Source organism: Streptomyces deccanensis (assembly GCF_022385335.1).
Taxonomy (GTDB): Bacteria; Actinomycetota; Actinomycetes; order Streptomycetales; family Streptomycetaceae; genus Streptomyces; species Streptomyces deccanensis.
On sequence record NZ_CP092431.1, the window covers coordinates 9,012,190 to 9,027,785 of the forward strand.

Below are 15,596 nucleotides of genomic sequence, written 5' to 3' on the forward strand. Positions count from 1 at the left end.
CCGGAGCAGGTCGCTTACCCGCCACTCGCGGGACGGGAGCGGCTGAATTTTCGTCTTGTCCTGGCCGGTTCGCGGCGCTTACTTTTGCGGCTCACTGCATAGGCGAGGGGGATACTCCATGGCCGTACGCGGTCGGCACCGGCGGTACCAACCGAACAGGATCAACCGCGCCTCACTCACCGTCACGGCGGGCGGCGCGGGCATGGCGCTCCCGCTGATCGGCACCGGTGTCGCGGAAGCGGCCGATGTCGAGACCTGGGACAAGGTCGCGGCCTGTGAGTCCACCAACGACTGGAACATCAACAGCGGCAACGGCTACTACGGCGGCCTGCAGTTCAGCCAGTCCACCTGGGAGGCCTTCGGCGGCACGGCGTACGCCGCCCGCGCGGACCTGGCCACCAAGGAACAGCAGATCGCGATCGCCGAGAAGGTCCTCGACGGACAAGGGCCCGACGCCTGGCCCGTCTGCTCGGAGCGCGCGGGCCTCACCCGTGGCGGCGGCGGGCCGACCCGCCAGATCGAGGACGTGAAGCCCCAGACCACCCCTCAGTCGCAGGCCGGCAAGGTCGAGATGTACACGGTGGTCCGCGGCGACACCCTCTCCGAGATCGCCGACTCCCAGGACGTCAGGGGCGGCTGGCGCAAGCTCTACGCGGCCAACCGCTCGACCATAGGCTCCGACCCGAACGTGATAATCCCTGGCCAGCGCCTGAGCCTGAACACGGCCGGCCAGAAGCAGGACCACAAGCAGGAACCGAAGCAAGAGGCCGAGCAGGAGAAGAAACAAGAAAAGAAGCAGGAGAAGAAACAACAGAAGCAGCAGAAGCAACAGAAGCAGCAGGCCTCCGAGAAGCGGCAGGAGTCGGCGTCCCTCGTCGCCCCCGTGAGCGCCTCCCTCGGCACGCCGTACCGCGCTTCGGGCTCCTCCTGGTCGAAGGGCTACCACACGGGCGTCGACTTCCCCGTGTCGACCGGCAGCACGGTCAAGTCCGTGGCCGCCGGCGAGGTGGTCACCTCGGGCTGGGGCGGCTCCTTCGGCTACCAGGTGGTGATCCGGCACACCGACGGCCGGTACTCGCAGTACGCCCACCTCTCGGCGATCTCCGTGAAGACCGGGCAGAACGTGAGCGCCGGACAGCGCATAGGCCGCTCCGGTTCCACGGGCAACAGCTCGGGCCCGCATCTGCACTTCGAGGTGCGGACGGGGCCCGGCTTCGGCAGCGACATCGATCCGATCGCCTATCTGCGGGCGGGAGGGGTTCGGATCTGACGTGGCGGCCTGACGTGGTGCGGGAGGCCCGGTCCGGGCCTCCCGCTCAGGATTTCACGCGGTCGCGATGCCGATCGAGGAGTGCCCTGGGCACATACAGCTCATCCTGGAAGGGCAGCGGCAGCAGTCCGTGCGGGGTTCCCTCCTCGTCCGCCGCGCTCCTGGCCAGGAACGGCGCCGGTACGACCACACGCTGCTCCAGTCCGATCGCGTCCCCGGTGTCCGGCACCCCGGCGGTCCCGGCGGTCTGGCGCGGAAGCCCCGCGAGCAGCTCCTCCAGGGCCAGGGAGTCCCGGTCGGCGGTCGTGACGGTCGCGCCTTCGCCGGCCCCGTCCGCCCGTACCTCGTCGGCGAGCCGCTCGGTGGTCAGCAGGATCAGGCCACCCGCCGCGACGACACCGCAGCCCAGTGCGAGCAGGGTGCCGGTCGTGCCGTAGCGGAACGTCTCGCCGAACATCGTGATGCCGACCGCGGCCGCCACCACCGGGTTCACCACGGTCAGCGTGGCGAGCGGGGCCGTCAGGCCGCCGCCCCGGTACGCGGCCTGGGACAGCAGCAGACCGGCCGTCGCGAAGGCACCGATGAGGGCGAGGGTCGGCAGGTCGGAGAGCGTGACGCCGTCCGTCCAGTCGACGGCGACTGTCTTGGTGAAGACCGAGGACATGCCGAACGCGACACCGGAGGCGACCGCGAGCAGGATGCTGCGGACCGCCGGGTGCCGGTGCGCCGCGTGGCCCGCCACCATCAGCGCGGCCACCGCGCCCCCGCTGACCACGGCCACCAGCACCCGCTGGGCGGTGTCCAGGGACTGTGCGTCGGCCGAGCCGACCAGGGACAGCAGGCCCGCCAGACCCACCGTCGCCATGATCGCGCCCCGCCAGGCCGTCGCGCCCGCCCTGCGGCCCACGAAGAGCGCCGCCATGGGCAGGGCGAAGACGATGGTCAGCGCGCCCAGCGGCTGCACCAGGCTCAGCGGGCCGTAGGCGAGGGCCACCACGTGCAGCAGGCCGCCGAGGCCGTTCAGTCCCACGGCGGCCCACCAGACCGGCCGGCGCAGCGGTGCGTAGGACTGGCCGGAGGAGGACACCGCGACTCGCTCCTGGACGATCGCCCCGCCCGCGTAGGCCACGGCGGAGACGAACGACAGCAGGACGGACAACGCGAGGGCGCTCATGTGCGGCTCCTCAGCGCGGTGCGGGGGCTCCCGGCCCGGCGCGGTGAACGCTCGGCTTTCATGGTGACCACGATGCCTCCGATACGCCTCCGCGTCGTCGTACCTGAGCACTCAATAGGTCCTACTGCCGTTGGAGTACGAGGGTCCCGTCGTCATACCCCAGGGGGGCGACACGGGGTGCATGCCGCCGCCCGAAGACGTAGCCGTGCCCTGGTACTACTCGTCCTCGTGGATCACGACCCAGGCCTCACCGCCCTCTCGGCCCTCGGCGGCTTCTTCGTACTACGCACGGGACGACCGGCGCACGGCGAGCCGCCCACCCTGGCGGAGGCGTACGCGGCACGGGATGCCGATGTGAAACAGGAGGTTTACGCGAATCCCGTAATTTTCCGTGTCCGGAAGGTCGCGCGGAGTCTGCGGGCGCCCGAGCCGCGCGTGGCCGCGTCCATCGCCCACCTCGGCTTCGCCGCGCGCCTGTGGTCGGTGACCCTGGGGTCGGTCGCCCTGTACGGGCGCGTCCCCGACCTCGACCCCCGTCTCCTGCGCTGGGACGCCGACGCGAGCGCCCCGGACGAGCTGTGGCTGGCCGAGGTGCGCGGCCTGCCCGCCGAACGGATCGGCGAGATCGTTCGGGACGGCCACCTCGTACCGCTGGCGGCGTCCCTGCGCGCTCAACTGGGGCTCTCCGAGCGCCTGTTGTGGGGAAACGTGGCCTCCGCGCTGATGGGGGCCGTGCGCCAGATCGACCGCTGGACGGCGGCCAACGGCCGTACGGAGGCGGCGAGTCGGGCCCGTGCCGCCGCCACCGACCTGTTCGCGCACCCCACCCTGACCGGCACGCTCGACCCGGTCACCCGTCGCCGCCGCAGCTGCTGCCTGTACTACCGGCTGCCGGACGGCGGGCTGTGCGGCGACTGCTGCTTCGACCGGCCGCCCGGCACCCGCTCCCGCCGCGGTCCTCGCGCCTGACCACGCCCCCGGTCCGCGCTGCCCGACCCCCGGGCGTGCGCCCGCGCCAACATCGTGGTCTTCCGCAACCGACCCTTCTGGGTGACCATGTGGGAACCAGCCGCTGAGACAGGGGGTTCCGGGTGCGAGTCGGCCTGCTGACCCGGGAGTATCCGCCCGACGTCTACGGTGGCGCGGGCGTCCATGTCGAGTTCCTCGCCCACGAGTTGCGGTCCCTGGTCGACCTGGACGTGCACTGCTGGGGCGAGGGCGCCGCCGGCGGTGTCGTACGCCACCGGCCCTGGTCCGCGCTCGACGGCGCCAACGACGCGCTGCGCACGTTCTCCGTGGACCTCGCCATCGCCGCCGGCCTCGAAGGCCGCGAACTGGTCCACTCCCATACCTGGTACGCCAACCTCGCCGGTCACTTCGGCAAGCTGCTGCACGGCGTCCCCCATGTGATGACCGCCCACTCGCTGGAGCCGCTGCGCCCCTGGAAGGCCGAGCAACTGGGCGGCGGCTACGCCCTGTCCAGCTGGGCCGAGCGCACCGCGATCGAGTCCGCCGACGCGGTGATCGCCGTCTCCGGCGCCATGCGCGACGACATCCTCGGCTGCTACCCCGCCCTGGACCCGGCACGGCTCCACGTCGTGCACAACGGCATCGACACCTCGCTCTACCGGCCGGATCACGGCACGGACGTCCTCGACCGGATCGGCGTCGACCCCGCCCGCCCGTACGTCCTGTTCGTCGGCCGCATCACCCGGCAGAAGGGCGTGCCTCATCTGCTGCGGGCCGTACGGGACATCGACCCGGCCGCACAGGTCGTGCTCTGCGCGGGCGCGCCCGACACCCCGGAGATCGACCAGGAGTTCCGGGACCTCTTCGCGGAGCTGAGCCGCGTCCGCGAGGGTCTGTTCTGGATCCCGCAGATGCTGCCGCGCCCGGACGTGATCCAGCTCCTGACCCACGCGGCCGTGTTCGTCTGCCCGTCGGTGTACGAGCCGCTCGGCATCGTCAACCTGGAGGCCATGGCCTGCGGTACGGCCGTGGTGGCGTCGCGGGTGGGCGGTATCCCGGAAGTCGTGGAGGACGGCGTCACCGGCCTGCTCGTGCCGAGCGGGGACGACTTCGAGAACGGGTTGGCCCGAGCCCTGGACTCCGTGCTCGCCGATCCCGCGACGGCCGCCCGGCTGGGCGAGGCCGGCCGGGAGCGCGCGGTGCGGGAGTTCGGTTGGGACGCGGTCGCCCGGCGGACGGTCCGGCTTTACGAGGAAGTCCTCAAACAGGGGTAGTCACAGGGCAGTCAGGATCAGCGTTCGGCACGACCGGGCGTAGAGGGGCGGCGGGATGCGGCGCGGTGGACCTTCGGTGCTGGGAATCGTACTGGCGGGCGGTGAGGGCAAGAGGCTGATGCCCCTCACGGCCGACCGCGCGAAACCGGCGGTGACTTTCGGCGGCACGTACCGCCTGGTGGATTTCGTTCTCTCCAATCTCGTCAACGCGGACATCCTGCGCATCTGCGTGCTCACGCAGTACAAGTCGCATTCGCTGGACCGGCACATCACGACGACCTGGCGGATGTCGAGCCTGCTGGGCAACTACGTCACCCCGGTCCCGGCCCAGCAGCGGCTCGGCCCGCGCTGGTACCTGGGCAGCGCCGACGCGCTCCTGCAGTCCCTGAACCTGGTCCACGACGAACAGCCCGAGTACGTGGCCGTGTTCGGCGCCGACCACGTCTACCGCATGGACCCCCGCCAGATGCTGGCACAGCACATCGAGGGTGGCGCGGGCGTGACGGTGGCCGGGATCCGGGTGCCGCGCGCGGAGTCGCCGTCCTTCGGCGTGATCACGCCCGGCTCCGACGGCCGGACCGTCGAACGCTTCCTGGAGAAGCCGTCCGACCCGCCGGGCCTGATCGACGACCCCGAATGCGTGTTCGCTTCGATGGGCAACTACATCTTCACCACCAAGGCCCTGGTGGAGGCGCTCCAGCGGGACGCGGAGGACGAGGACTCCGTCCACGACATGGGCGGCTCGATCCTGCCCCAGCTCACCGACCGGGGCGAGGCCCAGCTCTACGACTTCAGCGCCAACCACGTACCCGGCGAGACCACCCGTGACCAGGGCTACTGGCGGGACGTCGGCACCCTCGACGCCTACTACGACGCCCATATGGACCTGATCGCCGAGCGCCCCGCCTTCAACCTCTTCAACCGCAGCTGGCCCATCTACACCAGCTCCGGCCAGCTCTCCCCGGCCCGCTTCAACGCGGGCGGCATCGCCAGCGAGTCGATCATCAGCGCGGGCTGTCTGATACGGGGCCAGGTGACGCGGTCCGTCCTCTCCCCGGGGGTCGTCGTGGACCCGGGCGCGGTCGTCCAGGGCTCGGTCCTGCACGACAACGTCCACATCGGGCGGGGCGCGGTCGTCCGGGGCGCGGTGCTCGACAAGAACGTCCAGGTGCCTCCGGGTGCCACCATCGGAGTCAACCCCGAAAAAGACGCCGAGCTGTACACCGTCTCCCGGGGCGGGGTGATCGCGTTGGGCAAGGGGCAGCAGGTGTCCTAGGGCAGGGCCTAGCCCTTCAGGGTGACCGGAGTGCACACAGATGTCGCATGAGTCCCGCCTTTCTTTAAGGGCGGGACTTAATCTGTTGTTAACTGTGCGTAGCTTGATCGTACTTGACCGTAATCGGCCAACAGCGATTGACTACCGACTCACCCGTCGTCGACGCGAGGCAAGCCCTTGACTCCTGACCTGCTCGCCCCCCTCGACCTTGCGTTCTGGAACATCGAGTCCGCCCAACACCCCATGCACCTGGCCGCCCTCGGCGTCTTCACGGCGAACTCGCCCACCGCGGGCGCCCATGCCGCCGAGCTGCTCGCCACGCGGTCCGCCGCGGTGCCGGCGCTGCGGATGCGGATCCGGGACGTGTGGTTCCCGGACGTCCGGCTGCCCCTGGCGTTCGGCGGCGCGACCCGGGAGCCCGTCGCCGACTTCGAGCCCTTCGACCACGTACGGCTGCACGCGCCGGTCGCCGACTTCCACACGGTGGCCGGACGGCTGATGGAACGCCCGCTGGAGCGCGGCCGGCCGCCATGGGAGGCGCACGTGCTGCCGGGGGCGGACGGCACCTCCTTCGCCGTGCTGTTCAAGTTCCACCACGCCCTCGCCGACGGACTGCGGGCGCTGACGCTCGCCGCGGCCGTCATGGACCCCATCGACATGCCCGCGCCCCGACCGCGCCCCGCCGAGCCGCCCCGCGGTCTCCTCCGCGACGTGCGCAAACTCCCCGACCTGGTCAGAGGCACCCTCTCCGACCTCGGGCGCGCCCTCGACATCGGCGCCTCCGTCGCCCGCACCACGCTCGACGCGAGCCTCGGGGCCCGTTCCCCGGCCGCGCTGACCTCCGAGGCCAGCGGCACCCGTCGCACCGCCGGGGTCCTCGTGGACCTCGACGACGTGCACCGGATCCGCAAGACCGTCGGCGGCACCGTCAACGACGTCCTCATCGCGGTCGTGGCGGGGGCGCTGCGGCGGTGGCTGGACGAGCGCGGGGACGGCAGCGACGGGGTCGCGCCCCGGGCGCTGATCCCCGTCTCCAAGCGCCGGCCCCGCACGGCGCACCCGCAGGGCAACCGGCTCTCCGGATACCTGATGAAACTGCCCGTCGACGATCCGGATCCGCTGCGGCGGCTGCGTACGGTGCGGGCGGCGATGGACCGCAACAAGGAGGCGGGGCCGAACCGGGGCGCGGGCGCGGTGGCCCTGCTCGCCGACCATGTGTTGCCGCTCGGGCACCGGCTCGGAGGGCCGCTGGTCAGCCAGGCGGCGCGTCTGTGGTTCGACATCCTCGTCACCAGCGTCCCGTTGCCCAGTCTCGGGCTGCGGCTCGGGGGCTGCCCGCTCGCCGAGATCTACCCCCTCGCTCCGCTCGCTCATGGGCAGTCGCTCGCCGTGGCCGTCTCCACGTACCGGGGGAGTGTCCACTACGGCCTCGTCGCCGACGCGGAGGCCGTCCCGGACCTGGACCGGCTGTCCGGGGCGGTCGTCCGGGAGGTGCGCGACCTGCTGGCGGCATGTGAACCCTGACACCCGTCTCACGCCCCCGCCGCCCCTACCCGTCCCATCCTCCAGGGGCTGCGCCCCTTCGACCCCCAGCCGTCCGCCCGGTGGGGCTTCTCGCGCAGTTCCCCGCGCCCCTATGGGGGCGCGGGGAACTGCGCGAACGGGGTCCGGGGCGGAGCCCCGAGTCTGTGAGCGGGGGTCGAAGGCGGCGCGCAGCCCCTTCAGGGTCGGGTTTTGGTGAGTGGGGGCGGGGCTCCGTACAATTTCGCGTTCGGTGGCGGACGCGGTGGGCGGGCCGCGGTGATCAGGGAAACGGCAGCGCGATGACGGTGACAGAGGACGGCCCCGCGACCACGGACGAGGTCGCGTACGGCCCCGGCATCGACCCGGAACGGCTCGCCGTGTGCCTCAGCGTGCTGGAGGAGCTCGACAAGCTGGAGGTCGACCACCCGGACGCCATCGCGGTGCGCCGCGCGACCGCCGGCGTCTACCGCACCGTCAAGCAGCGCCGCCGCCAGGAACGCCGCGCCGCCAAGACCGCCCACGACAAGGCGGTCACGGAGTCCACGGCCACCGGCTCCGCCCAGCGCATCGACGACGAGACCGAGGGCATCCTGCCGTCGTCCGTCACCGAGGCGGGCAAGATCGCGGGGATACTCCAGCGCCCGCGCTCCTGCTACACCTGCAAGACCCGGTACGTCGAGGTCGACTACTTCTACCACCAGCTCTGTCCCGAGTGCGCCGGCGTGAACCGCGCCAAGCGCGACGTCCGCGCCGACCTCACCGGCAAGCGCGCCCTGCTCACCGGCGGCCGCGCCAAGATCGGCATGTACATCGCCCTGCGGCTGCTGCGCGACGGCGCGCACACCACGATCACCACGCGCTTCCCCAAGGACGCCATCCGCCGCTTCAAGGCCATGGACGACTCGGCGGACTGGATGCACCGTCTGGAGGTCGTCGGCATCGACCTGCGCGACCCGGCGCAGGCCGTCGCCCTCGCCGACCAGGTCGCCGAGGCCGGTCCCCTCGACATCCTCATCAACAACGCGACCCAGACCGTACGCCGCCTGCCCTCCGCCTACGCCGCCCTGGTGGACGGCGAGAGCGCCCCGCTGCCCGCCGGTGAGCTGCCCCCGTACCACGTCATCGGCGCCTTCAACTCCGGCGCCGTCGACGGCCTCGCCGCGCTGCCCGTCGGCACCAGCGGCCTCGACGCGCAGCAGGTCGCCGACCTCGCCCTGGTCGCGGGCAACGCCAGCGTCGCCCGGCACCTCGACGGCACCGCCATCGACGCGGGCGGCCTCGTCCCCGACGTGGTCGACAGCAACACCTGGGTGCAGACCATCGAGCAGATCTCCCCGGTGGAGCTGCTGGAGACCCAGCTGTGCAACTACACGGCGCCGTTCATCCTGATCAGCAAGCTCCGCCCGGTCATGGCCGACGCCGCCCGGAAGGCGACCAGCGGACGCGCGTACGTCGTCAACGTCTCGGCGATGGAGGGCGTCTTCGGCCGTGGCTACAAGGGCGCGGGGCACCCCAACACCAACGCCGCCAAGGCCGCGATGAACATGGTCACGCGGACCAGCGCGCAGGAGATGTTCCAGACCGACGGCATTCTCATGACCTCCGTCGACACCGGCTGGATCACCGACGAGCGCCCCCACTTCGACAAGCTGCGCCTCGCCGACGAGGGCTTCCACGCCCCGCTCGACCTCGTCGACGGCGCGGCCCGCGTCTACGACCCCGTCGTCCGCGGCGAGCAGGGCGAGGACCTGTACGGCGTCTTCCTGAAGGACTACGCGCCCGGCAAGTGGTGAGTCGCCCTCGCCCGGTCCGACACCAGCTCCAGTACCGTCCGCCAGTCCTCCAGGACCCCGGCGTCCATGCCGGGGATCCAGCTCGCCTCGTCCGCGTGCCGCAGGGCCAGCACGTCCTCGACGAGCGCGGCGTCCCCGACCCGCCCGCGTGCAGCCGCACGAGGTCGTCGGCGCCGAGGGCGTGCAGGCGTACGAGCCGGGCGACCCGCTCGCCGAGCAACGGCCGCACCGTGTCGGCGGCCAGATCGGCGTGGCCGGTGTCGTCACCCGGACGGAGCAGCCCCCCGAGGGTGTGCACCAGGCCCGCCACCTGCAGCTCCTTGTCGGCCGGCCGGCCCCGGCGCAGCAGCGCGGCGGTCTGCAGCGCGTGTTCGTGCGGATCGACCGCGGTGTCCCGGCGGTGGTCCGGCGTCGTGCCGCCGCCCCGGCAGGCGTGCAGCAGATCCATGAGCTCCTCGACGCTGCGCAGTTCCATCCGCCGGTCCTCCCGAGTCCGCCCGCGAGAAATGCCGTTGCGACACATGAGCAGATCATGGTCGGCTTGCGATTCGGCCAACAGGACCTGAACTACGTACCGAGCACGGCGATCCGATGGGTCGTCGGATCGGTGCGGGGTGCGACCGCTGAGCCGAACGGGTGATGAGAAACCGAACAAATGGGTCAAATCGCCTTAGGGTAAGGCTTGCTGGGCGCTGAACGACACAAGACAGTTACCCCTGGTTTTCAGCCCCATCGAGCGGCAGCCCGCTCATTTGGTTACTCTGTACCGGACGGACAGCCTTATATGGGTCCCACCCACACCCACGGTCCGTCCCGGGACAAGCCGGTCACCACGGCCTGCTCTCACATCCAGGCAATCCGGCGCCACCGCGTCCGTACTGACATCGACTCAGACCCGAGCGGGCGTCAGGCGCACAGCGGCAGGCTGGGCCGACGCCCCGAGGGTGACCCGACACATAAGGAGTGCGCGGTGACACCAGAGAAGACGAATCGCGAGCCACGCCCAGAGGAACACACCGAGGGCGGCGGCCGGTCGAAGAAGGAGCTGGGCAGCCTGGACGTGTGGGCCAGGTCCGCCCCGATCCGGCTGGCGGGCTACGAGGACGACCTCGCCGAGCCCCACATCCTGCCCAGCGTGGACTGAGCGGGAGGATCGCGATCGCGTCTGCATGGGCGTGCCAGACTCACGCCCATGCAGATCAGAGAAGCCACCGCCGACGACTGGCCCGGCATCTGGCCGTTCTGGCACCGCGTCGTCGCCGCGGGCGAGACCTACACCTGGGACCCGGACACCTCCGAGGAAGCCGCCCGCGGCCTCTGGATGGCCCCCGTCAAGCGCGTGTTCGTCGTCGAGGACGAGACCGGAACCGTCGTCGGCTCCGCCTACCTCACCCCCAACTACGGTGGCCCCGCCGCCCGCATCGCCAACGCGGGCTTCCTGGTCGACCCCGACCACGGCGGACGTGGTTTCGGCCGCGCCCTCGCCGCACACGTCCTCGCCGCAGCCGGTGCCCAGGGCTACCGGGGCATGGTGTTCAACGCCGTCGTCGAGACCAACCCCGCCGTACGGCTGTGGACCTCGCTCGGTTTCACCGTGATCGGCACGGTCCCCGACGCCTTCGAGCATCCGAAGGACGGGTTGGTCGGGCTGCACATCATGTACAAGGCCCTGTGATGCCACCGGTCCCGGGTGCCGGACGGCGCCCGGAGCGCGGGAAGCCCCGTCGGGGCAGGTGACCGCATGGGTCCCCGCCCCGGCGGGACTCGGTCGGCCGGCGGCGGATCACCGGCGCCCGGCAGAGGCCGGAACCGTGTCCGGCGCTCCCCGGCTCAGCCGAAGTTCACGTCGCTGCACCACATGTAGGCCTGGTCGAGGTGCGAGGCCTGCCAGATCACGAACAGGATGTGGTGTCCGGTGTAGCCGGAGGTCTGGACGGGGAACGTGATGTTCTGCGCCGGGGCGAAGCGGCCGGTCTGCGTGATGAAGTCGAGGTTGCCCCAGCCCAGGGTCTGGGTCTTGGGGTTGAAGCCCTGCTTGCTCACGTAGACCCTGAGGTAGTCGGCGCCGTGGGACGCCTGGTCGTACAGGTGGACCGAGAAGTTGTTGCCGACGGTGGTGGTCCGCCACGGCCCGGGCTTGTCCAGGCTGGCGTTCCTCGACAGGTTGTTGCTGCAGAGCGTCCCGTCGGGGGTCCGCGCCTGGAACTGGCCACCGAGGCCGTCCCGGAGCGCGCTCATCCAGTTCCACATGGTGTCGGGGTTGGCCTGGAAGGCCTGCCAGCACATGGGGTCCTCGGTCTGCATGGCCGGGTTCGTGTGCTGGTTGCCCCAGGTCTTCCAGCACTGGTACGCGCGGGAAGCGGGGCCGACGATGGTGCCGTGGGCCTGAGCGGGGGCCGACCAGGTCAGTGCGCCGACGACCACGGCGAACAGCATGACGAGCGCCTGGAGGGGCCGGCGGAGGGGCGAACGCGAACGCCCGGTGGACGGACTGTGTGTGCGCATGTGGGGGGAGCTCCTTCCGGTTGCGAGGCTGTCATGGGAGCGCTCCCAACGGTAGATATCCTGGGTTGGATGTCAATGAGACGGACGCGGTTGATTACAGGGGCGGGCGGCGAGCCAGGGGGCCCGTGGGCCTGACCGGGCACGTTGCCCGGTCAGGGGTTGCGCACGGACGACGTGGTCAGTCGTGTCGGCGGCAGGAACTCCCGTACGTACGTCCGCTCCCAGCACGCCCCGGTCTCCCGCAGCTCGCGCCAGGTCGTGTAGCGATAGCGGAAGAGGCGGGCGCGGACGAAGCGGGGCGGGGCGTCGGCGGGGAAGGGGGAGCGGCGCAGCAGGCGGAGGGTGTCGCGGTCGTTCTCCAGGAGGCGTTCCACCAGGGCGCCGAACCAGGAGCCGGCGTACGCGGGGGAGAGCGCGGCGAACCACATCAGCCAGTCGAGCCGCAGGTGGTACGGGGCGAACTGACGCGGCCAGCGCCTCGGGTCCCCCGGCTTGCCCCGGAACTCGTACTCCCGCCACTCGGAGTCCTCGCGCGGTACGTCGTCCGCTGTCCCCTCGACCACCACCTCGTACCGCACCCGGCTGACGCTGCCGAACGCCCCGTACGTGTTGACCAGGTGCAGCGGGTCGAAGGAGCGGTTCATGACCTGGCGGCGGGAGATCATGTTGCGGACCGGGTGGTAGCTGAGCCAGAGGACCAGCGCGGCGACGGCGAGCACGACGACCGCGTACCACAGCGGCGGGCCGGCGGTCTCGGGTGCGGTCGTGCCGAAGTCGACGGCGGACAGGGCCAGCACGATGGTGATCCAGTTCAGCCAGGAGAAGTTGCCGGAGAGCACCAGCCACAGCTGCGTCGCGATCATCAGCGCGGCGGCGGCCGTGGCGATCGGCTGCGGGGCGAAGAGCAGGAAGGGGACGACGAGCTGGGTGACGTGGTTGGCGGCCACCTCGACGCGGTGGAACGGCTTCGGGAGGTGGTGGAAGAACCAGCTGAGCGGGCCGGGCATCGGCTGGGTCTCGTGGTGGTGGTCCAGGCAGGTGAGCTTCCGCCAGCACTCGTCGCCGCGCATCTTGATCAGCCCGGCCCCGAACTCGACCCGGAAGAGCACCCAGCGCAGCAGGAACAGCACGACGACCGGGGGTGCCACCTCGTCGTTGCCGAGGAAGACGGCCAGGAAACCGACCTCCAGGAGCAGCGACTCCCAGCCGAAGGAGTACCAGGTCTGGCCGACGTTCACGATCGACAGGTACATCACCCACGGCACGAGCCACAGCAGCATGCCGGCCCAGAGGGGCAGCAGGGAGTCCAGCCCGGCGACCAGCGCCACCGAGACGGCACAGCCCGTCCAGGCCCACGCCGCGAAGAAACGGTCCGAGTAGTGGCGGTGGAACACGCTGGGCGCCCGCCGGAACGGCACCCGCTCGACGAAACGGGGCACCGGCAGCATGCCGCGCTCGCCGATCAGCGCGCGGAACTGCAGAGCCGCCCCCAGGAAGGCGACCGCGTAGATCACGGCCAGGGACCGCTGGAAGAGCAGGCGGCTCAGCCAGAGGTCGGGTGCGGTGAACCAGTCCACGGTACCGACGATAGTGAACGGAACGCTGTCCGGTCCGATGCCGATCCCTCCACTTCCCTCTGCTTCTCTCCACTCGAATAATCAGGCAAATGCTGTCAAAGTGGCCCCATGGTTGATCGGGGAGCGAGCGACTCGGACGTCCCGGACGACTGGCTCTCCCACCCGGACCCCGTCCTGGCGCTCAATCTCATGGGCACCTTCGACTGGGACCTCGACGCCGGTGCGTTCCACATGGACGCCACGGCCCACGAGGTCTTCGATCTACGCCCGGACGAGTACGACGGCAAACCCGAGAGTCTGTCGGTGCGGGTGCCGCCGATGGAGGGCCGCAGACTCGACACCCTCGTCTCGCAGGCACTCAAGGACGGCAGCGAGAACTACGGCGCCTACTTCCGTATCCGGCTGCGCGACGGCACCCTGCGCTGGACCCACAGTCAGGGCTACATCCGCCGCGACGCCTCGGGCCGTCCGTACCGCGTCATCGGCATCGTCCGTGACGCCACCCGCGAGCTGAGCGAGATACGCTCCCGCACCGAGCAGGCCTCCCTCGACGAGGTCCGCCGCAAGCAGACCAATGTCGTCCAGGTCATCACGGCCGCCCTGGCCCACGCCCGGACCGTGCAGGACGTGATCGACGTCCTGGAGGACACCGACGGACTCACCCACCTCGGCGCGACCAGCCTCGTCATGGGCCTGGTGGAGGCCGGACGCGTCCGGATGGTCGCCGCGGGACCCCAGGACAGCTATGTGCCCGGCACCCGGATCACCCGCCTCGACGTGAAGTACCCGATGAACGAGGTCGTACGGCACCTCGCCCCGCACTTCATCGAGTCGCCGGAGGAGTTCGCCGAGTCCTATCCGCTGCTGTGGCCGCACATCACCGACCTCAAGATCACCTCGGCCGCGTATCTGCCGCTGATCGTGCAGGCCCGACCCATCGGGGCGATGGGTCTCCTCTACAACGACCGGCGCGGCTTCAGCTCCGAGGAACGCGACGTCCTCATCGCGCTCGGCAGCAGCATCGCCCAGAGCCTCCAGCGGGCCATGTTCTACGAGCAGGAGAAGGACCTCGCCCAGGGGCTCCAGCAGGCCATGCTGCCCCGGTCCATCCCCAGCGTCCCGGGCGCCGACGTCGCCGTCCGCTACCGGGCCGCGTCCTTCGGGGGCTCGCTCGGCCGGGACATCGGCGGCGACTGGTACGACCTCATCCCGCTGCCGGGCGGGCGCGTCGGCGCGGTCATCGGCGACGTGCAGGGCCACGACACGCACGCGGCGGCCGTCATGGGCCAGCTCCGCATCGTCCTGAAGGCTTACGCCACCGAGGGCCACACCCCGGCCACCGTGATGGCCCGCGCCTCCGCCTTCCTCCACGAGCTCGACACCGACCGCTTCGCGACCTGTCTGTACGCGGAGGCCGACCTGTCCACCGGAGTGGTCCAGGTCGTCCGGGCCGGGCACATCGACCCGCTGCTACGGCACACCGACGGCACCTGCCACCGGGTCGGCGTGGAAGGGGGCCTGCCGCTGGGGCTGTCCGCCGAGTTCGGCGGCCTGGAGTATCCCGTCGCCACCGTCGAGATGTTCCCCGGGCAGACGCTGCTGCTCTGCACCGACGGCCTCATCGAACAGCCCGGCGCCGACCTCGACGACGGCATGCGGACGCTGAAGGCGCTGATCGCCACCGGACCCGACGACGTCGACGATCTCGCCGACCGGCTCATCGACGTGGCGGAGGAGCGGGGCGGCGACGACGACGTGGCCCTTCTGCTGCTGCGACGCCGCAGCCGCAGCGCGGAGCCCGGCGGGCGGCTCCAGCAGCATGTGGCGCCCGGCGATCCGGAGGCGCTCACCGAGGCGCGGCACATGATCGGCGCGGCGGTGCGGGCGTGGGGGGCGCGGGATCGGGCCGACGAGATCGAGCTCGTCGCGGACGAGCTGATCACCAACGCGCTGATGCACACGGAGGGCTCCGCGATCGTGACGTTGCGGGCGCTAGCGGGGTCCGACCGGCGGTTGCGGGTGGAGGTCGAGGATTCGTCGAGTGCGTTGCCGCGGCGGCGGGAGGCGGGGGAGGCGGGGGTGTCGGGGAGGGGGTTGCTGTTGGTGGACCGGTTGACGGATGTGTGGGGGGTGGAGGCGCGGGGCGGGGGGAAGTGCGTGTGGTGCGAGTTCGTGCTGCCCGGCGCCTCATAGCTCGGGGGTTCGGGTGCGTCGGCGGGTGCGGGTGCGTGGGG

12 protein-coding genes and 1 pseudogene are annotated in these 15,596 nt (G+C 71.1%); 9 read left to right on the plus strand and 4 right to left on the minus strand.

Going from position 1 to position 15,596, the window contains the following annotated elements:
- Positions 1-118: 118 nt before the first annotated feature.
- Positions 119-1,270, plus strand: coding sequence for a transglycosylase family protein (locus L3078_RS39625; protein WP_239759050.1), 1,152 nt, complete (start codon positions 119-121; stop codon positions 1,268-1,270).
- Positions 1,271-1,316: 46 nt separating this feature from the next.
- On the opposite strand, the gene L3078_RS39630 is transcribed toward L3078_RS39625, so the two are convergent.
- The gene (locus L3078_RS39630) at positions 1,317-2,444 is read right to left on the minus strand and encodes a DMT family transporter (protein ID WP_239759051.1); all 1,128 of its coding nucleotides are present in this window, start codon (positions 2,442-2,444) and stop codon (positions 1,317-1,319) included.
- 228 nt (positions 2,445-2,672) lie between these two features.
- Between L3078_RS39630 and L3078_RS39635 the strand changes: the two genes are divergently transcribed.
- The 5 genes from L3078_RS39635 (at position 2,673) to L3078_RS39655 (ending at position 9,280) form a co-directional block, all read left to right on the plus strand.
- Positions 2,673-3,413: a (2Fe-2S)-binding protein gene (locus L3078_RS39635; RefSeq protein ID WP_239759052.1), complete on the plus strand. Its 741-nt coding sequence runs from the start codon at positions 2,673-2,675 to the stop codon at positions 3,411-3,413.
- 122 nt (positions 3,414-3,535) lie between these two features.
- The gene (gene glgA, locus L3078_RS39640) at positions 3,536-4,687 is read left to right on the plus strand and encodes a glycogen synthase (RefSeq protein ID WP_239759053.1); all 1,152 of its coding nucleotides are present in this window, start codon (positions 3,536-3,538) and stop codon (positions 4,685-4,687) included.
- Positions 4,688-4,742: 55 nt separating this feature from the next.
- Positions 4,743-5,963, plus strand: coding sequence for a glucose-1-phosphate adenylyltransferase (glgC, locus tag L3078_RS39645; protein WP_239759054.1), 1,221 nt, complete (start codon positions 4,743-4,745; stop codon positions 5,961-5,963).
- Positions 5,964-6,140: 177 nt separating this feature from the next.
- Positions 6,141-7,487: a wax ester/triacylglycerol synthase family O-acyltransferase gene (locus L3078_RS39650; protein WP_239759055.1), complete on the plus strand. Its 1,347-nt coding sequence runs from the start codon at positions 6,141-6,143 to the stop codon at positions 7,485-7,487.
- A gap of 299 nt (positions 7,488-7,786) precedes the next feature.
- Positions 7,787-9,280: an SDR family NAD(P)-dependent oxidoreductase gene (locus L3078_RS39655; protein ID WP_239759056.1), complete on the plus strand. Its 1,494-nt coding sequence runs from the start codon at positions 7,787-7,789 to the stop codon at positions 9,278-9,280.
- Here the strand turns inward: L3078_RS39655 and L3078_RS39660 are convergent.
- A pseudogene (locus L3078_RS39660) lies at positions 9,259-9,755 on the minus strand (hypothetical protein). The gene L3078_RS39655 and the pseudogene L3078_RS39660 overlap by 22 nt on opposite strands.
- A gap of 495 nt (positions 9,756-10,250) precedes the next feature.
- On the opposite strand from L3078_RS39660, the gene L3078_RS39665 reads away from it, so the two are divergent.
- Both L3078_RS39665 and L3078_RS39670 read left to right on the plus strand, forming a co-directional pair.
- Positions 10,251-10,424: a hypothetical protein gene (locus tag L3078_RS39665; protein WP_177261694.1), complete on the plus strand. Its 174-nt coding sequence runs from the start codon at positions 10,251-10,253 to the stop codon at positions 10,422-10,424.
- A 48-nt stretch (positions 10,425-10,472) separates the two neighbouring features.
- Entirely contained in the window at positions 10,473-10,955 is a 483-nt protein-coding gene (locus L3078_RS39670; protein WP_239759057.1) for a GNAT family N-acetyltransferase, read from the plus strand.
- Between the two features lie 155 nt (positions 10,956-11,110).
- Here the strand turns inward: L3078_RS39670 and L3078_RS39675 are convergent, their stop codons facing one another.
- The gene (locus L3078_RS39675; RefSeq protein ID WP_468165279.1) at positions 11,111-11,785 is read right to left on the minus strand and encodes a lytic polysaccharide monooxygenase auxiliary activity family 9 protein; all 675 of its coding nucleotides are present in this window, start codon (positions 11,783-11,785) and stop codon (positions 11,111-11,113) included.
- Between the two features lie 152 nt (positions 11,786-11,937).
- The gene (locus tag L3078_RS39680; RefSeq protein WP_239759058.1) at positions 11,938-13,362 is read right to left on the minus strand and encodes a lipase maturation factor family protein; all 1,425 of its coding nucleotides are present in this window, start codon (positions 13,360-13,362) and stop codon (positions 11,938-11,940) included.
- 108 nt (positions 13,363-13,470) lie between these two features.
- On the opposite strand from L3078_RS39680, the gene L3078_RS39685 reads away from it, so the two are divergent.
- A complete protein-coding gene (locus tag L3078_RS39685; RefSeq protein WP_239759059.1) occupies positions 13,471-15,555 on the plus strand; it encodes a SpoIIE family protein phosphatase in 2,085 nt (694 codons plus the stop codon).
- Positions 15,556-15,596 lie beyond the last annotated feature (41 nt).